This window comes from Paraburkholderia xenovorans, assembly GCF_046030735.1.
In the GTDB taxonomy this organism is placed as follows: Bacteria; Pseudomonadota; Gammaproteobacteria; order Burkholderiales; family Burkholderiaceae; genus Paraburkholderia; species Paraburkholderia xenovorans_A.
Genome location: NZ_JAQQBV010000012.1, coordinates 99547 through 120451, shown reverse-complemented (window position 1 = coordinate 120451; position 20905 = coordinate 99547). Strand labels below are relative to the sequence as shown.

Sequence of the window (20905 nt, the reverse complement as noted above, 5' to 3'; positions counted from 1 at the left end):
GTGACTACGGATGCCGCCACGTTGCTGCTCTGCTGTTTCGTTGCTGCCGGCACCGGCGGCGATCTGCTGCGCCGCCGATGCCGGCAACCTCGCCGGCTGCCGCTATTCGACGGTCGGCGGGTTTTCGAACGTGTGGAACGGAGCCGGGCTCGGCACGGTCCATTCGAGGCCCGTTGCGCCGTCCCATGGCTTGTCGCCGGCCTTTTCGAGTTCGCCGCCGCCACGGTATGCCGGCAGCGCGACCGCGAACAGGAAGTAGACCTGTGCCAGACCGAAGCCGAACGCGCCGATCGAGATCACCTGATTCCAGTCGGTGAACTGCGCCGGATAGTCAGCATAACGACGCGGCATGCCGGCGAGACCGACGAAGTGCATCGGCAGGAACGCGAGGTTGAAGAAGAACATCGACGCCCAGAAGTGGATCTTGCCGCGCGTTTCGTTGTACATCCAGCCGGTCCACTTCGGCGCCCAGTAGTACCACCCGGAGAACAGCGCGAACAGCGAACCCGCGACCAGCACGTAGTGGAAGTGCGCGACCACGAAATAAGTGCCGTGATACTGGATATCGAGCGGCGCCATCGCAAGCATCAGGCCCGACAGACCGCCGAACGTGAACACCAGCAGGAAACCCACCGCGAACAGCATAGGCGTTTCGAAGGTCAGCGAACCGCGCCACATCGTCGCGACCCAGTTGAACACCTTCACGCCGGTCGGCACCGCGATCAGCATCGTCGCGTACATGAAGAACAGCTGGCCCGTCACCGGCATGCCGGTTGCGAACATGTGGTGCGCCCACACCATGAACGACAGAATCGCGATCGACGACGTTGCGTACACCATCGAGCTATAGCCGAACAGCGGCTTGCGCGAGAACGCCGGGATCACCTGCGACACGATCCCGAACGCCGGCAAGATCATGATGTACACCTCGGGGTGCCCGAAGAACCAGAAGATATGCTGGTACATCACCGGGTCGCCGCCGCCGGCCGCGTTGAAGAACGACGTGCCGAAGTGGCGATCGAACAGCACCATCGTGATCGCGCCGGCCAGAACCGGCATCACGGCGATCAGCAGGTACGCGGTGATCAGCCAGGTCCACACGAACATCGGCATCTTCATCAGCGTGAGGCCGGGTGCGCGCATGTTCAGGATCGTCACGACGATGTTGATCCCGCCCATGATCGACGACGCGCCCATCAAGTGGACCGCGAAAATCGCGAAGTCCATGCCCGGGCCCATTTGCGTCGACAACGGCGCGTACAGCGTCCAGCCCGCGGCGGTCGCGCCGCCCGGTGCGAAGAACGAACCGACCAGCAACACCGCGGCCACCGGCAACAGCCAGAAGCTGAAGTTGTTCATCCGCGCAAAAGCCATGTCCGATGCGCCGATCTGCAGCGGCACCATCCAGTTCGCAAAACCGACGAAGGCCGGCATGATCGCGCCGAACACCATGATCAGGCCGTGCATGGTGGTCAACTGGTTGAAGAACTCGGGGCGCATGATCTGCAGGCCCGGCTCGAACAGTTCGGCACGGATCATCAGCGCCATCACGCCCCCGGAGAGGAACATGGTGAACGAAAAGATCAGGTACAGCGTACCGATGTCCTTGTGATTGGTCGCGAACAGCCACCGACGCCAGCCGTGCGGCGTTTCGTGGGCATGGTCGCCGTGTACGTGCTCGTGGCCCGCGGTTACATCGTGTCCGATGCTAGACATGACAATCTCCTAATGCGATTACTGCGATGCTGACCATGAACACGTCAGGCGGCCGGGCTGATCTGAACACGCCTGGCTTCTTTCGCGTCGCTGCCATCCGTGATCGTTTCCGGCTTCTTTAAAATAATATGGTCTTCGGCAATGCCGGCTGCTTTCAGCGCGTCGCGCACAGCTTCCGCACGAGTCTTCGCGAGCTTCGCGTTGAGATCGGCGGAACCTGTGGCGTCGGTGAAGCCCGACAGCGTGAATTTCGCGTCCGGATGCGCTTTAGCGTAGGCCGCGGCCGCGTCGACCGCCGCTTGCGCGTCGGCCGGCAGCGTGCTCTTGCCGGTGTCGAAGTAAATGCTCGCCGGGAGTGCGGCCGAAGCTGCCGCACTGTCCGAACCTGCTGCGGCGGCTTGCGGGGCCGATGCACCCGAAGCCGCTTGCGCGCCGCTCGCGGCCGCCCCTGCGTCGGCGAGATGGTTGCCGCCTTCCGGCAGCTTGCCGTTGCGGGCATCGAGAATCTGCTTCGGCTGGAGAATGTCGCCGGTGTGATTGCCCCACGAATTACGTTCGTACGTGATCACCGACGCGATCTCGACGTCGTTCAGCGTCGGCGCCCATGAAGGCATCGCGTTCTTGCCCTTCAACACCAGGCTCACGTGCTCGGCGATCGGACCGTTGGCGATCTTGCTGCCGTCGAGCGCCGGGAATGCGCCCGCGCCCTTGCCGGTCGGCTGGTGGCAAACCGCGCAGTTAGCCGCGTAGACCTTGCCGCCGCGCTCCATCAGCTCGGCCATCGTGTAGGTCTTGTTCGGGTCGTCCTGGCCAGCGGCCATTTTCTTCTTCTGCGTATCGACCCACTTCGCATAGTCGTCTGCCGACAGCACTTCGACCACCACCGGCATGAACGCGTGTTCCTTGCCGCACAGTTCAGTACAGAAGCCGCGGAACGTGCCGGTCTTGTCGGCCTTGAACCACGTGTCGCGCACGAAGCCCGGAATCGCGTCCTGCTTCACGCCGAAGGCCGGCACGTACCAGGAGTGGACCACGTCGTTCGCGGTGGTGATGATGCGGATTTTCTTGTCGACCGGGACGACCAGCGGATTGTCGACTTCCTGGAGATACGTCGTGGAAATCGGCTCGCGGCCGTCTGTTTCGGCACGCGGCGTGGCCAGCGTGGACAGGAAGTTGATGCCTTCGCCCGGACCCTTCACGTAGTCGTAGCCCCACTTCCACTGGTAGCCGGTGACCTTGACGGTGAGGTCGGCGTTCGTGGTGTCTTTCATCGCGACGACGGTCTTGGTGGCGGGCAGCGCCATCAGCACGACGATGATGAACGGGACAATCGTCCAGATGATTTCGACGGTGGTGCTTTCGTGAAAATTCGACGCCTTGTGACCTTTCGATTTGCGGTGCGCAAAGATCGAATAGAACATCACGCCGAACACGCCGACGAAGATCACCAGGCAAAGAACCAGCATGAACATGTGGAGGCTGAAGAGCTCCTCAGCTATTTTTGTCGCGGGCGGCTGGAGATTGATCTCGTTGACGGCGGGGCCGCCCGGAACATCGCCCACTGCCAGGGCCGCACCGGCGAAAAGCAGTCCGCTTGTCGCCAGCAGACCCATGAGGGCTCGCTTGATTGTTTTCATAGCTTCCTTACCCAAATTTTCCATTCAAACCCTCGACCCCGCTGGAAGGCTGTCTCCCGCTCCCCGTGATCGCCGCGCGCCCTGACACGTCTAACACCGTGTGAGCCACATCCGCAATTCGCCTGCGAACTGTGCGCGCCGATACTGCGCGAGATGTTGCCCGATCATGATCGTCTGGCCCCGCGAGACCAGTTTGATCTGGTCACGCGGCGTTGCACCCGGCTCGATCCGCACCCAGCGCGGATTGAATTCGAACTGCGTGAGCCTCTCAGCGCTCACCTGCTCGATCACCAGCCGGTTCGGAAACAGCCGGATCCGTTCGTAATCCACAGCATGACGCGCATAGATGGCAAACGCGATGCCCACCGCCAGCAATTCGATACCGGTGAACGGCAACACCAGCCAGGCGCCGACCAGAACCAGCATGAAAGCAATTGCCAACGAGAACGACGCAAGCGACACGTAGAAAAATACGAACTGCCGCGGCGATATCGAGCAGTTGCGTTTCATTGTCCAGTCCTTCAGAACCGGTTCTGAATCCGCCAGCAGATCTGATGCATTCATCGCTGTCTCCTGCCAGTCGCCGCCCGCTGCCTGCGCTTGCGGCCGAGGCTTCCGACCACCTGCGCGCAGCGGCTCGAATGCCTCCGCGTTACTGATATGCACAGCCCAGCGCCTCGGGCCTGCCGCCCCAAAAATGTGGGAACTCTGGGCGACAAACTGACGCATTATAGGCGCGATCCATAGCATCCACAAGCAAGCCTCTATCGGCCCGGAAGCCCGGCGCGACAAGCCTCCGCGCCGTTTTGCCGCACCTTTTGCGGGTCTCCTGAATCGGTAATTTCAGACATAACAGATGCCCTCTTTACCGACTCACCGATTCCGCGATGAACCTCGTCCGATGTCCTCGATCCGCACGATTCCATGACCGTCGGCGGTGGTGCGCGGCACCGCTTTCCACGCGTGTCCATAGATCACCTCGAAGGTCAGCGCGAGGGTGCCGTCAGCGCGCCGGCGAGCTTCGAGTGCGCCCAGCAACGCCTTGTGCAGACGGCGCGCGGTCGCATTCGACGCCGCGTCGCGCTCGAACGGATACGCGCCCCAGCGACGCACGTCCGCGAGCAGCGATTCGGGTGACTTGTAGGTGATGGTGAGCGTTTCCTGGTCCATCACGGGAATCTCGAATCCGCTTTCGACCAGCATATCGCCGAGATCATGCATATCGACGAAGTCGATCACATGCTTGCGCGAGGCGACGCCGTGCGCGGCCTCGACCTCGGCGTAGGCGCCGCGCAACTCCTTCAGCGAATCGGGGCCGAGCGTGCTGAACATCAACAGGCCGCCGACCTTCAGCACGCGCTGCCATTCGGGAAACACGAGATCGGGCCGGGAATGCCAGTGCAGTGCGAGATTGGACCAGATGAATTCGAACGCGCCGGCCGCGAACGGCAACGCCGAAAAGTCAGCCTGCGCGAAGCGCGGACCGCGCGCGCCGAGCGCCTTGCCGAGCGTGGCAGGCAGAAAGCGCCGCCAGCTCGTGTCGCCAGCGTCGTGCTGTACCGCGCGCACGAGCATCCCGTGCGACAGATCGGTGCCGAACACCGGCGCCTCGGGAAAACGCTCGCGCAAACCGGGAAGGTCCTCGCCCGCTCCGCAGCCCGCGTCGAGCACGCTTGCCGGCGTCACCTTGATGTAATCGAGACGCTCGCGCATGCGCTGCGCGATTTCGCGCGGCAGGAAGGCTACGTCGTCGAAGGTCGCCGCGCGGCGGTCGAAAATCCGCCTGAGACGCCGGGAATCATAGGCCGGACGGCCAGATTGAGCGGAAGTTGGGGGCATGGGTGTCGTACTGGCGAAGAGCACGAAGTATACTCGCTCGCTTCCTGGCATTCAGCGTGAAAGGTTCTCGCGGGCGGTCCAGTTATGCCAATCCGAACATTTTGGTCGTCTTCCGGCAGCCGGTTTGCGCGGCTTACTCGCCGCTTGCATTCGGCCTGGCCGCGCGTGTTGCACGCAGGATTGCCGAACTTGTGCGTGTTATGCGGCAATTTGTCGCATAACACGCTGTGCGCCGGTTGCGACGAAGCGTATTGGAACGAAGCTCACTTGCGCTGCCCGGTCTGTGCGGTGCCGTTGTCCGGCACGCGATCGGCGGCCCGCTCGCGCTACCGCTGTGCGGATTGCATCGGCGAGCCGCCGCCATTCGACGCGACGTTCGCGCTCGCCGACTATCGCCAGCCACTCGATGCGCTCGCGCTCGGCCTGAAATTTCGCGCGCGCCTGATGCTGGCGCGCGAGTTTGCGCAACGGCTCGCGCGTCTCGCGCAAGACTCGTTGCACGACGTATCGGAACGGCCCGACGTGATCGCACCCGTGCCGCTGGCGGACCGGCGGCTCATCGAGCGCGGCTACAACCAGGCATGGCAGATCGCGTGGCCGCTGGCGCGCGCGCTGAACGTGCGCGGCGACGCAACCTTGCTGAAGCGGGTGATCCACACGGCGCCGCAGTCGCGGCTCGATCTCGACGCACGCCGCCAGAACGTCGGCCGCGCGTTCCGGGTCGCGAAACCGGTGCACGGTCTGCACGTCGGCATCGTCGACGATGTGATGACGACCGGCGCGACGCTCGAAGCGCTCGCGCGTACGCTCAAAGCCGCCGGTGCGCGGCGCGTGACCAATTTCGTCGCGCTGCGCACGCCGAAAAACTAGTCATCTACCTGGCCTCATCATGTTCAATGTCGTTCTCGTCGAACCCGAAATTCCGCCGAACACCGGCAACGTCATCCGTCTGTGCGCGAACACCGGCGCACGGCTCCATCTGATCGAGCCGCTCGGCTTTCCACTCGACGACGCCAAACTGCGTCGCGCCGGTCTCGACTATCACGAATACGCGCAGATGAACGTGCACGCCGACTGGTCAGCGTTCGTCGCGAAAGAGTCGCCTGATCCAGCGCGCATGTTTGCGTTCACCACGCGCGGTTCGGGCCGCTTCCACGAGCACGCGTTCGAAGCCGGCGACTGGTTCGTGTTCGGCGCAGAGACACGCGGCTTGCCCGACACGGTGCTCGACCACTTCGCCAATGAGCAGCGCGTGCGTCTGCCGATGCGGCCCGGCAACCGCAGCCTGAATCTGTCGAATACCGTTGCCGTCGTGGTGTTCGAAGCGTGGCGTCAGACCGGCTTCGAAGGCGGTGCCTGACGGCGTGTCAATTCGGCTTCGTAGCGCGCGAGCATGGTGTCGTCGAAACAGGCGAAAACCACCTGTTCGATCGCCGATGTGCGCGGCAGCGTTTCGAGCACGGTGCCGACGGCAATCTGCACGGCTTCGAAAGCGGGAAAATGGTAGATGCCGCAACTGATCGCCGGAAAGGCGATGCTCCGGCAGCGCGCCTGGTGCGCCACTTCCAGCGCGCGCTGATAGCACGAAGCGAGCAGGTCCGCTTCGCCGCGCGAGCCGCCCTGCCAGACCGGGCCGACCGCGTGAATCACGTGTTTTGCCGGCAGGTTGTAGCCGCGGGTGATTTTCGCGTCGCCGGTCGCGCAGCCGCCGAGCGTTTCACATTCCCGCAGCAAGTCTTTGCCCGCCGCGCGATGGATCGCGCCATCCACCCCGCCGCCGCCCAGCAACGACGTATTCGCGGCATTCACGATCGCGTCGAGCGCGAGCGTGGTGATGTCGACCACGCGGGCTTCAAGCGTGCAACGATTGAAAGTGAGCATGGGAACCTCGCTGATCCGAAGCGTCGATAAAAACGTGGACAGCCAAGGCTGGCAGCCGTTCAGCGCATCGTGCGCCAAACGGCTGAACAGACAGGATTTATTCGGCCCTGGAGTCGCGCCGCAGCAGCGCGCTCACCGCGTCGCGCGGCGCCACGCCGTCGAACAGCACCGCGCACACCGCCTGCGTGATCGGCATCTCGATGGCATGCGTGCGCGCGATCGCCAACACCGCCCGGGCGCAGCGCACGCCCTCGGCCACGTGACCGAGACCGCCGAGGATGTCGTCGAGCGTGCGGCCCGCGGCAAGTTGCACGCCGACCGTCCGGTTGCGCGACAGATCGCCGGTTGCGGTCAGGATCAGATCGCCGAGGCCGGTCAAACCGGTGAACGTTTCCGCCCGGCCGCCGAGCGTCACGCCGAGCCGCGACATTTCCGCAAGACCGCGCGTGATCAACGCAGCGCGTGCATTGAGACCGAGGCCGAGGCCGTCGGCGATGCCCGTGGCGATCGCCAGCACGTTCTTCACCGCGCCGCCCACTTCCACGCCGACGATGTCGTCGCCGGTATAGATGCGCATCGCGCCGTGATGAAACGCGGCCACCGTGCGCTCGCGGCATGCCGCCGACGCGCTCGCGATCGTCAGCGCGACCGGCAGACCCTGGCCGACCTCTCGCGCGAAGCTCGGCCCCGACAACACGCCGTTACTGCCGTGCCCCGGCAATTCCGCCGCGACCACCTGATGCGGCAACAACTGCGAGTCGGCTTCGAAGCCCTTGCACAACCAGACCACGTGAGCCGGCACCCGGCCCGCGTCGCGCATCGCCCGGAACAGACCGCGCAGACCGGCCACGGGCGTGGCCACGACGCATAACGCGTGGTCGGCGAGCGCGTGGTCGAGCGCCGCGTTCAGATCCGCTTCATAGCGAAGCGCCGCAGGCAAAGCAACGCCCGCCAGATAGCGGGCGTTTTCGTGCGAAGCGGAAAGCTCGGCGACGAGCGCGGGCTCGCGCGCCCACAACACCGTATCGTGCCGCGCGGCCAGATGGCCGGCGAGGGCGGTGCCCCATGCGCCGGCGCCGAGAACAGCAACCTTCATAGCCGGCACCGCTTGCGACACCTTAGTGCGTGACGCCGTTTTGCGCCGCGCCTTCCTGGCTGCCCAGTTGCGCGAGACGTTGCTCGTACAGTGCCTGGAAGTTGATTTCGGCGAGGTGGATCGGCGGGAAGCCCGCGCGGGTGATCGCGTCGGCGATATTCGAGCGCAGGTACGGGAACAGGATGGTCGGGCACGCGATGCCGACCAGCGGGTCGATCTGCTCGGCCGGGATGTTGCGGATGTCGAAAATGCCGGCTTGCTTGGCTTCGATCAGGAATGCGACCTTGTCCGACACCTTGGCCGTGACCGTGCCCGTGACGAGGATTTCGAACACGGTGTCGGCGAGGCGCTCGGCCTTCACGTCGACTTCCACTTCGACCGACGGCATTTCCTGTTCGAGGAAGATGGCCGGCGAATTCGGCTGCTCGAGCGACATGTCCTTCAGGTAGATGCGCTGGATGTTGAAGAACGGCTGGTTATTCTCGTCGGACATGATTGAGTGATTCCCTGATAGGTATGCATGGCGGCGGCTCATGACTGCATGAGCCGCCAGATCGTTGCGGCGCGTTGCCCGCCCTTGAAGAGGCGGGCAAACGCGCCGGCTTGTTATTTCGTCCGCCTGCTCACGCGCCGTGTGGCGCGCGGATTCAGGCAGCTTCTTCGAGCAGAGGCATCAGACCGCCCGCGCGATCGAGCGCGGAGAGGTCATCGTACCCGCCGACATGCGTCTCGCCGATGAACACCTGCGGCACCGTGCGACGACCGGTCCGGGTCATCATTTCTTCACGACGGGCCGGGTCTTTGTCGATCAGTACCTTTTCAACGTGCTCGACGCCGCGCGACTTTAAAAGACGTTCGGCCATCTGGCAATACGGGCACACCTGCGTGCTGTACATGATCACTTTGTTCACTTGGCTACTCCTTGTTTCACAACCGGCATGCCGGCCTTCTGCCAGGCGTCGACACCGCCTTCGAGAACGTGGACTTCGGCATACCCTGCATCCTGCACGATACGCGCGGCCTTGTTAGATTGCTGGCCGGTCTGGCAGACCAGCAGCACCGGGTTGGTCTTATTCTTCACCAACTGCGCGACTTTCGCCTGCAACTCGGCAAATTCGAGGTGCCGTGCCGCGGGCAGATGCCCTTTGGCGAAGTCGGCGGACGGGCGCAGATCGATGACAGCCGCGTTGCGGCGGTTGATCAGTTGCGTGGCTTCAGCGGCCGACAGGCCACCGCGGCCGCGCCGGCTGATCGTCGGCCACAGCAGCAACCCACCGGAGATGAGGACGATCGCGATCAGGACAAGGTTTGTGTAATCAGTGAAAAACTTCACGGAAAATCCGCCGAAAAAGAGAGAAATCGAAAAGGGCAATCGAGCCATTATAAAATATCCGTCTGACGCGATGGCGGCGCTCCTTCACAGGACCCTCGCAGCGCTTTACCGCTTCCTTACTACCGACCGGCAATCTCATGTACAAACTCGTGCTCATCCGCCACGGCGAATCGACGTGGAACAAGGAAAACCGCTTCACCGGCTGGGTCGACGTCGACCTGACCGAACAGGGCAATCGTGAAGCGCAGCAGGCGGGCGTGCTGCTCAAGGAATCGGGCTACACGTTCGATATCGCGTACACGTCGGTGCTCAAGCGCGCGATCCGCACGTTGTGGCACGTGCAGGATCAGATGGATCTGATGTATCTGCCGGTGGTCCACTCGTGGCGCCTGAACGAACGTCACTATGGCGCGCTGTCGGGATTGAACAAGGCCGAAACCGCGGCAAAGTTCGGCGACGAGCAGGTGCTGATCTGGCGCCGCAGCTACGACACGCCGCCGCCGGCGCTGGAAGCGTCGGACGAACGCGCGCCGTACGACGATCCGCGCTACGCAAAAGTGCCGCGCGAACAGTTGCCGCTCACCGAATGCCTGAAGGACACCGTCGCGCGCGTTCTGCCGTTGTGGAACGAGTCGATTGCGCCGGCCATCAAGGGCGGCCGCAAGGTGGTGATCGCCGCGCACGGCAATTCGATCCGCGCGCTGGTCAAATACCTCGACAACATTTCGGACAACGACATCGTCGGTCTGAACATCCCGAACGGCGTGCCGCTCGTCTATGAACTCGACGCGGACCTGAAGCCGATCAAGCACTACTATCTGGGCGACCAGGACGCGATCGCCAAGGCGCAGGCCGCGGTTGCGAAACAAGGCAAGGCGGGCTGAAGCGCTTGCCAGGCCTGATGCGGCGAACGGGCCGCGCGCACCGGTTTTCCCGCCGGTGCGCGCGGCCCGTTTCGTCATATGGCGTCCGCATGCGGCGTCCGCGTATGCCGGGCGGCCGCCTGTTACCGCACATTACTTTGAGTACAGAGGCCCGAACGCCCGAACCAGGCCCGGCCCGTGCTGTCGAATCACGATTGCCCGCGCTGCCCCCTGACTTGCCGGGTGTGCAGTTATACTTGTCCGTCCCTATCTCTATCGACGCTGCCACGCGCTTCCGACCGCAACAGACTCTATGCGAAAGAACCTGAAAAATATCGGCCTGATTGCCGCGGGCCTTGCTACCGGCGTATTTGCCACCCTGCAACTTTCCGCCTCGGCCCAGCAACCCGCTAGCGCCAGCACAGCCACCCCGCTGCCGCTGGACCAACTCAGGCTCTTTGCCGAAGTGTTCGGGCAGATCAAGCATGAGTACGTCGAACCGGTCGACGATAAAAAGCTGCTCACCGCCGCCATCAAGGGCATGGTGTCGAGCCTCGACCCGCACTCGTCGTATCTGGACAAAACCGATTACGAAGAACTGCAGGAGCAGACCAAAGGTCGCTTCGCGGGTCTCGGCATCGAAATTTCGTCGGAAGACGGCCTGATCAAGGTGATCTCGCCGATCGAAGACACGCCCGCGTTCCGCGCCGGCATCCGTCCGGGCGACCTGATCACCCGCATCAATGACAAGCCCGTGCGCGGCATGACGCTCGATCAGGCCGTCAAGCAGATGCGCGGCGACCCGGGCACCAAGGTCACGCTCACGATTTTCCGCAAGACCGACGACCGCACGTTCCCGCTCACGGTGACGCGCGCGATCATCAAGGTCCAGTCGGTGAAGATGAAGATTCTCGCGCCGGGCTACGCCTATGTGCGCATCACGAGCTTCCAGGAACGCACCACGCCTGACCTCGCCGCGCGTCTGCAGGACATCGCGCGTCAGCAGCCGAACCTGAAGGGCCTCGTGCTCGATCTGCGCAATAACGGCGGCGGTCTGCTGCAAAGCGCGGTCGGCGTGGCCGGCGCGTTCCTGCCGCCGAATTCGGTTGTGGTGTCCACCAACGGCCAGATTCCGGATTCGAAGCAGGTCTACCGCGATACGTACGACAACTACCGCCTGCAATCCTTCGACAGCGATCCGCTGAAAGACGAAGCGCCGATCTTCAAAACCGTGCCGATGATCGTGCTGACCAACGCATACTCGGCGTCGGCGTCGGAAATCGTCGCGGGCGCGCTGCAGGATCAGCATCGTGCGCTGATCGTCGGCAAGACCACCTTCGGCAAGGGCTCGGTGCAAACCGTCCGTCCGATGACCGCGGACACCGCGCTGCGTCTGACCACCGCGTACTACTACACGCCGAGCGGCCGTTCGATCCAGAACAAGGGCATCCGTCCTGACATCGCGGTCGATCAGTACGCAGAGGGCGATCCGGACGACGCGCTCGTCACCCGCGAAGTCGACTACTCGAACCACCTTGCGAACACGCAGGATCCGAACGAGAAGAAGGAAGCGGAACAACGCGAAGCGGATCGCATGGAACAACTGCGCGTGCTCGAAGAGCAGAACGACAAGAAGACGCCGGAACAGCGTCAGAAGGATCGTGAGCGCAAGCCGGTCGAGTTCGGTTCGGCCGACGACTTCATGCTGCAACAGGCTTTGAACAAGCTGGAAGGCAAGCCGGTGCAGGAATCGAAGTCGCTGAGCGAGCGTCGTTTGGCGCAGAACAAGCCGGGTACGTCGGCCTCCGCGCCGGTGGCGGTGAAGCCGACGCAACCGGTGCCGGGTGCGTCGTCGCCGGCTCCCGCGTCGGCCCCGACTGCCGCTCCGGCCAAGTAAGCAGTAAAACCTGACATGTCTTCGCAGCCAGTCGTGCTGCGAAGACACGCAGTTCAGTTCCGCTGTTCAGCCTGATCTTTCGTGCGCGATTAAAATAAGCCCAACGACCCAGCGCACCGCAGGCTCATCACCGCCTGCCTCACACTGCGCGACCGAACCTCACGCGCACTGCCATGAACGACGATCAACTCCTTCGCTATTCCCGCCATATCCTCGTCGACGAAATCGGTATCGAGGCGCAGCAGCGTTTTATCGATGCTCACGCGATCGTCGTCGGCGCAGGCGGCCTGGGTTCGCCGGCCGCGATGTATCTGGCGGCGGCGGGTGTCGGCAGACTGACGCTGGTCGATTCGGATACGGTCGATCTCACCAACCTGCAGCGGCAGATTCTGCATGTCACGGCTTCGGTCGGGCGCAAGAAGGTGGAGTCGGGACGCGATGCACTCGCGCAGATCAATCCCGAAGTCGTCGTGAACGCGGTGGCCGAGCGCATCGACGATGCATGGCTCGATCGTGAAGTGCCGCGCGCGAGCGTCGTGCTCGACTGCACGGACAACTTCGCAACGCGCCACGCGATCAACCGCGCATGCGTGAAGCACGGCGTGCCGCTGGTGTCGGGCGCGGCGTTGCGCTTCGACGGCCAGATCAGCACGTTCGATTTTCGCGACCCGGCGTCGCCCTGCTACGCGTGCGTGTTTCCCGAAGACCAACCGTTCGAGGAAGTCGCGTGTTCGACCATGGGGGTGTTCGCGCCGACGGTCGGCATCATCGGGTCGATGCAGGCGGCCGAAGCGTTGAAAGTGATCGGCGCGATCGGTACGCCGCTGGTGGGACGCCTGAGCATGCTCGATTCGTTGCGCATGGAATGGAACACGATGCGGATTGCGCGACAAGCGGATTGCCCCGTGTGCGGCGCAACGCATCGCCGTTAAGCGGAAGCGATCTACCGCGCGCTTCGTTAATTCAGGCCGCTCGGCCATTCGTGAATAAAGTCACAACTGATTGACTCAACGTCGACTCGCACTGGTTCCTGACCAGCGGCGGGGCCGTCGCGCGCCCACAGTGGAATTTTTTATTTCCCCTCGTCACTTTGATTGTGCATGAGTCGCTTTGGCATGGTGCCAATTGCGCCCATAACGGGGAATGAGTTAATTAACGAACGTTAATTAACTCATTCAAAACAGGGGCATCGCCTCATGCGGAATCAATATCTGGCCATCATCATCGATGATGATTTTACATTTTCGCCAGCTCCTTGCCGCGCTTGAATTCCACTGCAACGCAAGCCCTAAAATCCCTATAGCCTTTTTTAAGAAATTTAAATTCCCTACGCCCAGGAAGTTATAGATCTTTTAAAAATGTCATTTTATTTTCATCCGGCATAGAGTTTGCAATGAGTAATTGCGCACTCCTCAGAGCGCACAAGCATCAATCACTTCATCGAGAGAAATTTAATCAATCACACGAATTTTTAATATTTCCGGGTTGAAACATGTGCAAAAAACACATCTCGTTCGTCAAATATTATGCAGCGATTCTTCTATCATTATCCGTTGCGTCTATACAGGCCCGACCAACGCCGCCATCGAAAACCGAAAATGCAACTGCAAACGAACTGGATATTAGTTCGATTCCTGTGTCGACAATGGATCAGATCAACCGGATGTTCAATCTGCAGGATAAATTCGTTTATAACTGGTCGAATGGAGACGTGCCCTATGGATCAACGCCAGTCACTGTTTCTCGCAGGATAACCTGGACGTATCCGGTAGACGGGTGCTACCTCCGAGCAGCCATGCTGATCGGCTCCATCACGCGTTCCAGTCTGCAGGATAAGAGCGTCTCGCCACAGCTTCTGAGCACACATTTAAAGAAACTGTTCGTCTGGGGCAATCTGACGGCCCAGAGCAATAATGTGAAGGCGGGCCGTGTTAATTGGGGATACCACGTCGCACCGGTAGCACGCACCGTAGAGGCAGATGGAAAATCTACGGTCTACGTTCTTGATCCCGCATTAAATTCCCAACCGGTCACTCTGGATAGCTGGTCGAATCTTGTCACCTACGGCGAACCATCAGAAAAGCGGAATCTGAAATTTTCGGTTTGCGACACCGATGTTTATTTTCCCGGCCAGAATAACAGGTGCGGCACTCGACAATCCACATCTCAAACGCGATCAGACTCACAGAAATTCCTTTTTCTGGAATGGAATAATTATAAAATCGTTAATCAAGGCGCAAACCCTTATGCCGCGCTCGCCAATTCTGAAATAATCGAAAATAGCGCCGCAGCAAAATATCTCGCCATTTCCGCCACAGCCATTCCTTACCCAAGTTACTGGGCCGCGCTGAGCTACCTGCACATGTACGGAGCGCAATAACCGCAGAAAAACCTGCCCGTCCAAATCTTTACACGAATTTTCACATAATCATCTGGATATTATTGCCATGAAAAAACATCTGCTTCTGGCCGTAACTTTATTAACCTGCCTTCTTCCCGGAGCACAAGCGGCCGCCGGCGATACTTCGTCCGACGAGGCGATGCAAGAATTTAATCGGAAGGTCTATTCCGCACAGAGAAATTCCGACGAAACCTCCGCGCAGGCCGCCGAAAGACATAGGAAAGAGGCCGGCGTTCGCGAAGGGGAAACGGCAGAACAAGCAAGAGCTCGCATTGTCGTGACTCAGCCAAAGCAATAGAGCCCGCTGCTCGACCTGATCGAAGGTCTCAGAGCGAGACGAAGATCAGGTCGCAGCGAGTGAGTCTGCGCTCTTCACAGTCGGGCCAAGACCATCGAACCCGACTTGAAGAAACGTCACACTAACGCCACCCTCTTCAGCGCCGCCTGCACTTCTTCCGGTTCGAACGAAGCCAGCACATCCGCCACCGGCTTCTCAAGCGTCTTCAGATGCGAGCGCAGAACTTCCTGCTTGACTACCAGCAACTGACTCGGATGCATCGAAAACTCGGTGAGCCCCATGCCGAGCAACAGGCGCGTCAACGTCGGATCGCCCGCCATTTCGCCGCATACCGACACCGGCACGCCCGCGCGCTTAGCCTCGCGCAGCGTGAACGCAATCAGATGCAGCACCGCCGGATGCAGCGGATCGTACAGATGCGCGACCGCGTTATCCGCGCGGTCGATCGCGAGCGTGTACTGGATCAGATCGTTGGTGCCGATCGACAGGAAATCGAGCCGCTTCAGGAACAAGGGCAACGCGATCGCCGCGGCTGGAATCTCGATCATCGCGCCGACCTGCACGTTCGGATCGTAGGCCATGCCTGCGTCATCCAGCTGACGCTTGGCTTCGCGAATCAGATCGAGCGTCTGATCGATCTCCTGCGCATGCGCGAGCATCGGAATCAGGATCTTCACCGTGCCGAACGCCGAAGCACGCAGGATTGCGCGCAATTGTGTCAGGAACATTTGCGGCTCGGACAAACTCCAGCGAATCGCCCGCAGCCCAAGCGCGGGATTGGCAGCCGTTTCATAACCGTCGCCGCCGCCCATCGAATCGAGCGGCTTGTCGGCGCCCACGTCGATCGTGCGGATCGTCACCGGCAGGCCGTTCATCAACTCGACCGCGCGACGATACGCGCCGAACTGCTCTTCCTCTTCCGGCAGCCGATCCTTGTGGTTCATGAACAGAAACTCGGTGCGAAACAGGCCCACGCCGGTCGCGCCCGAATCGAGCGCGGCGCGCGCGTCGTCCGGCAACTCGATGTTCGCGCACAACTCGATGCGCGTGCCGCACAGCGTTTGTGTCGGCGAAAATTTCAGGCGCTGTAGCTTGCGCTGCTCGAGTGCTTTCTCGCTCTGCCGATACGAATATTCTTCGAGGACGATCGGCGCCGGATCGACGATCACGATCCCATGATCGCCGTCGACGATGATCAGGTCGTCCTGGCGAATCAGCGCGCTCGCATGCTGCACGCCGACCGCCGCGGGAATGCCGAGACTGCGCGCGACGATCGCGGTATGCGAAGTGCGGCCGCCGAGATCCGTGACGAAACCCTGAAATGTTTGCGTTTTGAACTGCATCATGTCGGCCGGCGCGATGTCGTGTGCGACCACGATCATCTCGTCACAGGTGCCGTGCACGCCGTCGCCCAAACCCACCGACGCGCCGGCGAGCGCCTTCAGCACACGCTCCACCACCTGTTCGATGTCGGCTTTGCGCTCGCGCAGGTATTCGTCTTCGATGTCGTCGAAATGGCGCGACAGACGCTCGAGCTGTTCGGTCAGCGCCCACTCGACGTTGTAGCGGCGCGTGCGGATCAGGTCGATGGTTTCCTGCACGAGCATCGCATCGTTCAGGATCATTGAATGAACGTTGATGAACGCGCCCATTTCGCTCGGCGCGTCCGCAGCGAGATCGGCGCGCAACGCGTCGAGCTCCTGATGCACATGTTGCTGGGCCGCGCGAAAGCGTTCGACCTCGCCTTCGATCTGCGCGGGTTCAATCAGGTAGTGGTCTACGTCGAGTGCAGCCGGGGCGATCAGATAAGCCCGCCCGATGGCGATACCGCGTGACACGGGAATTCCATGCAGCGTGAAGGACACGCGCACCTCCTCTAGTTGTGTGATGCCGCGGCAAACCGCTGCAGTGCTCTCAGACTCGCGTCGTCATTATAAATTCCGCGACCTTTGCAGGTACGCCAGGGCTGTGTGCAGCGCAGCACGATTTGCCGTAAGCATCGCGACAACACGCCTGCGCAAACTTGCAGTCCAGCGACGCTTGCATGGGTCTCTTTTTGCCGCCAGCCTCATCCACGTCCATTGTCACGCGCTAAAAAAAACGCCGCGGACAGCCGCGGCGTTTTCCTTATCAGGCAACGGAGGCTCGCGATTCACTGACCCTCGCCGAATTTATCGGCAATCAGTTTCAACAATGCGTCCATCGCTTCTTTTTCGTCAGCGCCTTCGGTTTCGATCAGCACCGTACTGCCGATGCCCGCAGCCAGCATCATCACGCCCATGATGCTCTTGGCATTGATACGGCGGCCGTTACGGCTCATCCAGATTTCCGCCTGGTAGTTGCCCGCGAGTTGCGTCAACTTGGCCGACGCGCGCGCGTGCAGCCCCAGCTTGTTCACAATAGTCGTTTCCTGTTGCAGCATGTGATGGTCCGAAGCGCGGGTAAGTGTTGTAGTGAAAGGTGAAACTGCCAGCAAGTTGCAATGCGATTCAAGCGAGTCGACGCCCCATCGATCCATAGCCGATTGAAGCGTCGCGGCACCCAAACCTTCGGGCACCTATACGGCCCGCAGCGTAGCGTCCGCCCGGCTCACAACCCGGTCGACCCGACCTTCTGCGTCAGATCGGCGCCGGCCGGCAAGGTCGGCAGACAGTCGCCGGGCGCGGCATCGGGCGGCAAAGCGGGCAAACAGTCGCCGGAACCTGCGGCGGGCGCGACCGGCGCCGGCGTGGCGGGCCCGATCGCGTGCACGCCCTTGGTGGCGCCGGCGAGCGCCTTGTCGACCAGCGTGTCGAGCGGGGTCGCGCGATAACAGACCGCGCGCACCAGCATCGGCAAATTGACGCCGCACAGCACCCGCACGTTCGGCAACGCCGCGAGCCGCCCGGCGATATTCGCCGGTGTGGCACCGAACATGTCGGTGAGCACCAGCGCGCCGTTTTCTTCCTTGAGCCGCTCGATCTCGGAGTTCGCGAACGCTACCTGCTGCGCGGGATCGCAATCCGGCGATACGTCGATCACGCCGATGCGAGCCGGTAAGCCGCCGTAAATGTGCGAAATACAATCGCGCAACGCGGTGGCGAACGGAGCGTGCGCGATGATCAGAATGCCTGCCATGTCAGCCTTACTGCAAAAAAACGGCCTCGAACCGTGGGAACGGGACATATCCCGGTTCACAAGAGCCCTCGGCCGGCCGTGGGTCGTAAGGGCCGGAACGCACCATTTGAGCAGTGGGCCGCGGCGCTCGATACAGCGGGAGGCGCCGGCGGAAAACTGCTCGTTCACAGTCCGCGATCCTTGCCCGTGGCGTCCGGCAGACGCCAGCGATTCAGCTCAGGCGCGGGAGAGCGGGCATTGTAGCAGGCTCATTTTCGCGCCAAAGCCGGTGTGTCGCTTGATGCGGATTTACTACACAGTTTGGGGGCGATGGCAGTCATTCAAGGTCTTATCCTGGGCTCAGGCCGCTGCGCGCTCCAGTGCGTCGATGAACATCGCGGCGACGTCGAAGCCGGTCTGATCCATGATCTCGCGGAAACACGTCGGGCTCGTCACGTTCACTTCGGTCAGCCAGTCGCCGATCGCGTCCAACCCGACCAGCAGCAAACCGCGCGCGGCGAGCACCGGCGCGAGCGTGTCGGCGATCTTGCGGTCGTGTTCGGTGAGCGCACGCGCGACGCCCAGGCCGCCGGCCGCCAGGTTGCCGCGCACCTCATTGCCTTGAGGAATACGCGCGAGCGAAAACGGCACCGCTTCGCCGCCGATCAGCAGAATGCGCTTGTCGCCGTCTTTAATGTCGGGGATGAACTTTTGCGCCATCACCGAGCGCGCGCCGTCATGGCTCAGCATTTCGATGATCGAACCGAGGTTCATGCCGTCGGCCTTCACGCGGAACACGCCCATGCCGCCCATGCCGTCGAGCGGCTTCAGGATCACGTCGCCGTGCTGTTCGTGGAACGCGCGCAGACGCGCTGCGTCGCGCGTCACCAGCGTGGGGGTGACGAATTGCGCGAACTCGCCGATCGCGAGCTTCTCGGAGTGGTCGCGAATCGCCTGCGGCTTGTTGAAGATGCGCGCGCCGCCGCGTTCGGCCAGTTCCAGCAGCCACGTGGACGTCACGTATTCCATGTCGAACGGCGGGTCCTTGCGCATCACCACGGCGCTGAAGCTCTTCAGCGAGCGCGGCGTGGCGGCATCGGCCGCGTACCACGTGTCGCGATGCAGGTCGGTCGTATCGCCGACGATCGCAAAACGCTGCACGTTCGCCTCGACGTCGCCGCCGGTCCACGCGAGATGCTTCGGCTCGCAGGTGTAGACCGTATGACCGCGGCGCGCGGCCTCGGCCATCATCGAGTAAGTCGAGTCTTTGTAGATCTTGAACTGCGTAAGCGGATCGGCGATGAAAAGAATGTCCATGGAGATTCCGGTGCGCCCTTAGGGCTTGGCATTGATCGTAAATAGAGTCGGTGTCGGCAGCGGGTGCGGCGCAGCGAAACTCGCGGCACAGCAAGGCGAGGCGAGGCGAGGCGAGGCGCGGCGCGCCTAGCCACGCCGCCCGCTTAAACCTGAATCGCTTCCGGATCGGTCTTTTCCAGCTCGACCGATGCAGCCAGCAAACCAAGCCGCGCCACCACCCCGTACATATAGAAGCGGTTCGGCACCGCCGCGCCGGGCTTCGCGTGCGCATCCGGCAGCGCGGTGTGCTCGAAGCCGAGCGGCACGAAGTGCATGCCGGGCGCGTTCAGGTTCTGATCGCGCTCGCGGCTGCCGTGCACGCGGTAGAAGCCGCCCACCACGTAGCGGTCGATCATGTACACGACCGGCTCGGCGACTTCCTCACCAATTCGCTCGAACGTGTACACGCCTTCCTGCACGATCACGTCGTGCACTTCGAGACCGTCTTTGGTGGCGGCCATCTTCGCGCGTTCGCGCTTGGTGAGCGCGGCCACTTCCGACGCGTCGTGCACGGTCATCACGCCCATCCCGTAAGTGCCCGCGTCCGACTTGATCACGACATACGGTTTCTCGGAGATGCCGTACTCGCGATACTTCTTGGCGATCTTCTTGAGCACGCCGTCGATCGCGTCCGCCAGCGCTTCTTCACCCGTGCGTTCCTGGAAATCGACGCCTTCCACGTGCGCGAAATACGGATTGATCATCCACGGGTCGATCTCGACCATCTTCGCGAACTTCTTCGCGACGTCGTCATAGCAGGAGAAATGCGTCGATTTGCGACGAACCGCCCAGCCCGCATGCAACGGCGGCAGCAGATACTGCTCATGCAGATTTTCGAGGATGGGCGGAATGCCGCCCGAGAGATCGTTGTTCAGCAGGATCGAGCACGGGTCGAAATTCTTCAGACCAAGCCGGCGCTGCGAGCGCTCGAGCGGTTCGAGCACGAGCTTCTGACCGTCGGACAGCGCGATCGTGACCGGCCCGACGATGCTTTCGTCGAGCGTGCCGAAACGCACATTCAGGCCGGCCTGGCGCATGATCGCGGCCAGACGGGCGACATTCTCGAGATAAAACGCGTTGCGTGTGTGGCGCTCGGGGATCACCAGCAGATTCTTCGCGTCCGGGCAGATCTTTTCGATCGACGCCATCGCGGCCTGCACGGCGAGCGGCAGCACTTCCTGCGGCAGGTTGTTGAACGCGCCGGGAAACAGGTTGGTGTCGACCGGCGCGAGCTTGAAGCCCGCGTTACGCAAGTCGACCGAACAGTAGAACGGCGGCGTGTGCTCCTGCCACTCGAGGCGGAACCAGCGTTCGATAGCGGGAGTAGCGTCGAGGATCTTCCGCTCGAGGTCGAGCAGCGGGCCGTTTAACGCCGTAACTAGGTGCGGAACCATTGATCACTCGCAGACTGGAGAAAAAAGATTGTAGAGCAAATGCTTTGTCCATTTGGGGACGGTTTCTCCATTCGCAAGCGGACGCGAATGCATTCTCG

General features: G+C 62.0%; 21 protein-coding genes. 7 read left to right on the top strand and 14 right to left on the bottom strand.

Going from position 1 to position 20905, the window contains the following annotated elements; all coding sequences use genetic code 11:
• Positions 1-102 precede the first annotated feature (102 nt).
• The 4 genes from ctaD to PQQ51_RS14100 all read right to left on the bottom strand — a co-directional run bounded on the left by ctaD (position 103) and on the right by PQQ51_RS14100 (position 5192).
• Positions 103-1716, bottom strand: coding sequence for a cytochrome c oxidase subunit I (ctaD, locus tag PQQ51_RS14115; RefSeq protein WP_408497401.1), 1614 nt, complete (start codon positions 1714-1716; stop codon positions 103-105).
• A gap of 44 nt (positions 1717-1760) precedes the next feature.
• Positions 1761-3377: a cytochrome c oxidase subunit II gene (coxB, locus tag PQQ51_RS14110; RefSeq protein WP_408497400.1), complete on the bottom strand. Its 1617-nt coding sequence runs from the start codon at positions 3375-3377 to the stop codon at positions 1761-1763.
• A gap of 66 nt (positions 3378-3443) precedes the next feature.
• Positions 3444-3917 (bottom strand): DUF2244 domain-containing protein, encoded by a 474-nt coding sequence (locus PQQ51_RS14105; protein WP_408497399.1) that lies wholly within the window; start codon positions 3915-3917, stop codon positions 3444-3446.
• A 309-nt stretch (positions 3918-4226) separates the two neighbouring features.
• Complete coding sequence (locus PQQ51_RS14100) at positions 4227-5192, bottom strand: methyltransferase domain-containing protein (RefSeq protein ID WP_408497398.1); 966 nt, start codon at positions 5190-5192, stop codon at positions 4227-4229.
• An 84-nt stretch (positions 5193-5276) separates the two neighbouring features.
• Here PQQ51_RS14100 and PQQ51_RS14095 point away from each other — a divergent pair, with 84 nt between their 5' ends.
• Together PQQ51_RS14095 and trmL are read left to right on the top strand one after the other, a co-directional pair.
• Positions 5277-6062 (top strand): phosphoribosyltransferase family protein, encoded by a 786-nt coding sequence (locus PQQ51_RS14095; protein ID WP_408497397.1) that lies wholly within the window; start codon positions 5277-5279, stop codon positions 6060-6062.
• Between the two features lie 19 nt (positions 6063-6081).
• Positions 6082-6552 carry a tRNA (uridine(34)/cytosine(34)/5-carboxymethylaminomethyluridine(34)-2'-O)-methyltransferase TrmL gene (gene trmL / locus PQQ51_RS14090; protein ID WP_408497396.1) on the top strand — a complete coding sequence of 157 codons (471 nt, stop codon included), beginning with the start codon at positions 6082-6084 and terminating at the stop codon, positions 6550-6552.
• Here the strand turns inward: trmL and PQQ51_RS14085 are convergent.
• The 5 genes from PQQ51_RS14085 to PQQ51_RS14065 all read right to left on the bottom strand — a co-directional run bounded on the left by PQQ51_RS14085 (position 6525) and on the right by PQQ51_RS14065 (position 9502).
• Positions 6525-7073 (bottom strand): O-acetyl-ADP-ribose deacetylase, encoded by a 549-nt coding sequence (locus tag PQQ51_RS14085; RefSeq protein ID WP_408497395.1) that lies wholly within the window; start codon positions 7071-7073, stop codon positions 6525-6527. The two genes, trmL and PQQ51_RS14085, sit on opposite strands and share 28 nt — an antisense overlap.
• Positions 7074-7170: 97 nt before the next feature.
• On the bottom strand, positions 7171-8169 hold the full coding sequence (locus PQQ51_RS14080) for an NAD(P)H-dependent glycerol-3-phosphate dehydrogenase (RefSeq protein WP_408497394.1): 999 nt from the start codon (positions 8167-8169) through the stop codon (positions 7171-7173).
• Between the two features lie 22 nt (positions 8170-8191).
• A complete protein-coding gene (gene secB / locus PQQ51_RS14075) occupies positions 8192-8662 on the bottom strand; it encodes a protein-export chaperone SecB (protein WP_042328727.1) in 471 nt (156 codons plus the stop codon).
• 154 nt (positions 8663-8816) lie between these two features.
• Entirely contained in the window at positions 8817-9080 is a 264-nt protein-coding gene (grxC, locus tag PQQ51_RS14070; protein ID WP_073429364.1) for a glutaredoxin 3, read from the bottom strand.
• Positions 9077-9502: a rhodanese-like domain-containing protein gene (locus tag PQQ51_RS14065; protein ID WP_011486658.1), complete on the bottom strand. Its 426-nt coding sequence runs from the start codon at positions 9500-9502 to the stop codon at positions 9077-9079. The genes grxC and PQQ51_RS14065 overlap by 4 nt, the downstream gene beginning before the upstream one ends.
• 137 nt (positions 9503-9639) lie before the next feature.
• Here PQQ51_RS14065 and gpmA point away from each other — a divergent pair, with 137 nt between their 5' ends.
• The 5 genes from gpmA (at position 9640) to PQQ51_RS14040 (ending at position 14961) form a co-directional block, all read left to right on the top strand.
• Complete coding sequence (gene gpmA, locus PQQ51_RS14060) at positions 9640-10386, top strand: 2,3-diphosphoglycerate-dependent phosphoglycerate mutase (RefSeq protein WP_408497393.1); 747 nt, start codon at positions 9640-9642, stop codon at positions 10384-10386.
• A gap of 292 nt (positions 10387-10678) precedes the next feature.
• Entirely contained in the window at positions 10679-12262 is a 1584-nt protein-coding gene (ctpA, locus tag PQQ51_RS14055) for a carboxyl-terminal processing protease CtpA (protein WP_408497392.1), read from the top strand.
• A 173-nt stretch (positions 12263-12435) separates the two neighbouring features.
• A complete protein-coding gene (locus PQQ51_RS14050) occupies positions 12436-13194 on the top strand; it encodes a HesA/MoeB/ThiF family protein (RefSeq protein WP_408497391.1) in 759 nt (252 codons plus the stop codon).
• Positions 13195-13754: 560 nt separating this feature from the next.
• Complete coding sequence (locus PQQ51_RS14045) at positions 13755-14642, top strand: protein-glutamine glutaminase family protein (protein WP_408497390.1); 888 nt, start codon at positions 13755-13757, stop codon at positions 14640-14642.
• A gap of 67 nt (positions 14643-14709) precedes the next feature.
• Positions 14710-14961 carry a hypothetical protein gene (locus PQQ51_RS14040; RefSeq protein WP_408497389.1) on the top strand — a complete coding sequence of 84 codons (252 nt, stop codon included), beginning with the start codon at positions 14710-14712 and terminating at the stop codon, positions 14959-14961.
• Positions 14962-15077: 116 nt separating this feature from the next.
• Here PQQ51_RS14040 and ptsP read toward each other — a convergent pair whose 3' ends face one another.
• The 5 genes from ptsP to gshA all read right to left on the bottom strand — a co-directional run bounded on the left by ptsP (position 15078) and on the right by gshA (position 20807).
• Positions 15078-16826, bottom strand: a complete 1749-nt coding sequence (gene ptsP, locus PQQ51_RS14035; RefSeq protein ID WP_408497388.1) for a phosphoenolpyruvate--protein phosphotransferase — start codon at positions 16824-16826, stop codon at positions 15078-15080.
• A 287-nt stretch (positions 16827-17113) separates the two neighbouring features.
• The gene (locus PQQ51_RS14030) at positions 17114-17383 is read right to left on the bottom strand and encodes an HPr family phosphocarrier protein (protein WP_007179472.1); all 270 of its coding nucleotides are present in this window, start codon (positions 17381-17383) and stop codon (positions 17114-17116) included.
• 167 nt (positions 17384-17550) lie between these two features.
• Entirely contained in the window at positions 17551-18078 is a 528-nt protein-coding gene (locus tag PQQ51_RS14025; protein ID WP_408497387.1) for a PTS sugar transporter subunit IIA, read from the bottom strand.
• Positions 18079-18417: 339 nt separating this feature from the next.
• Positions 18418-19374 carry a glutathione synthase gene (gene gshB / locus PQQ51_RS14020; protein WP_408497386.1) on the bottom strand — a complete coding sequence of 319 codons (957 nt, stop codon included), beginning with the start codon at positions 19372-19374 and terminating at the stop codon, positions 18418-18420.
• A gap of 143 nt (positions 19375-19517) precedes the next feature.
• Entirely contained in the window at positions 19518-20807 is a 1290-nt protein-coding gene (gene gshA, locus PQQ51_RS14015) for a glutamate--cysteine ligase (protein WP_074285565.1), read from the bottom strand.
• Positions 20808-20905: the final 98 nt, after the last annotated feature.

Excerpts from the sequence above, each read along its gene's own strand:
- ctaD (WP_408497401.1), bottom strand. The coding sequence starts at position 1,716 with ATGTCTAGCATCGGACACGATGTAACCGCGGGCCACGAGCACGTACAC.
- coxB (WP_408497400.1), bottom strand. The coding sequence starts at position 3,377 with ATGGAAAATTTGGGTAAGGAAGCTATGAAAACAATCAAGCGAGCCCTC.
- PQQ51_RS14105 (WP_408497399.1), bottom strand. The coding sequence starts at position 3,917 with ATGAATGCATCAGATCTGCTGGCGGATTCAGAACCGGTTCTGAAGGAC.
- PQQ51_RS14100 (WP_408497398.1), bottom strand. The coding sequence starts at position 5,192 with ATGCCCCCAACTTCCGCTCAATCTGGCCGTCCGGCCTATGATTCCCGG.
- PQQ51_RS14095 (WP_408497397.1), top strand. The coding sequence starts at position 5,277 with ATGCCAATCCGAACATTTTGGTCGTCTTCCGGCAGCCGGTTTGCGCGG.
- trmL (WP_408497396.1), top strand. The coding sequence starts at position 6,082 with ATGTTCAATGTCGTTCTCGTCGAACCCGAAATTCCGCCGAACACCGGC.
- PQQ51_RS14085 (WP_408497395.1), bottom strand. The coding sequence starts at position 7,073 with ATGCTCACTTTCAATCGTTGCACGCTTGAAGCCCGCGTGGTCGACATC.
- PQQ51_RS14080 (WP_408497394.1), bottom strand. The coding sequence starts at position 8,169 with ATGAAGGTTGCTGTTCTCGGCGCCGGCGCATGGGGCACCGCCCTCGCC.
- secB (WP_042328727.1), bottom strand. The coding sequence starts at position 8,662 with ATGTCCGACGAGAATAACCAGCCGTTCTTCAACATCCAGCGCATCTAC.
- gpmA (WP_408497393.1), top strand. The coding sequence starts at position 9,640 with ATGTACAAACTCGTGCTCATCCGCCACGGCGAATCGACGTGGAACAAG.
- ctpA (WP_408497392.1), top strand. The coding sequence starts at position 10,679 with ATGCGAAAGAACCTGAAAAATATCGGCCTGATTGCCGCGGGCCTTGCT.
- PQQ51_RS14050 (WP_408497391.1), top strand. The coding sequence starts at position 12,436 with ATGAACGACGATCAACTCCTTCGCTATTCCCGCCATATCCTCGTCGAC.
- PQQ51_RS14045 (WP_408497390.1), top strand. The coding sequence starts at position 13,755 with ATGTGCAAAAAACACATCTCGTTCGTCAAATATTATGCAGCGATTCTT.
- PQQ51_RS14040 (WP_408497389.1), top strand. The coding sequence starts at position 14,710 with ATGAAAAAACATCTGCTTCTGGCCGTAACTTTATTAACCTGCCTTCTT.
- PQQ51_RS14030 (WP_007179472.1), bottom strand. The coding sequence starts at position 17,383 with ATGCTGCAACAGGAAACGACTATTGTGAACAAGCTGGGGCTGCACGCG.
- PQQ51_RS14025 (WP_408497387.1), bottom strand. The coding sequence starts at position 18,078 with ATGGCAGGCATTCTGATCATCGCGCACGCTCCGTTCGCCACCGCGTTG.
- gshB (WP_408497386.1), bottom strand. The coding sequence starts at position 19,374 with ATGGACATTCTTTTCATCGCCGATCCGCTTACGCAGTTCAAGATCTAC.
- gshA (WP_074285565.1), bottom strand. The coding sequence starts at position 20,807 with ATGGTTCCGCACCTAGTTACGGCGTTAAACGGCCCGCTGCTCGACCTC.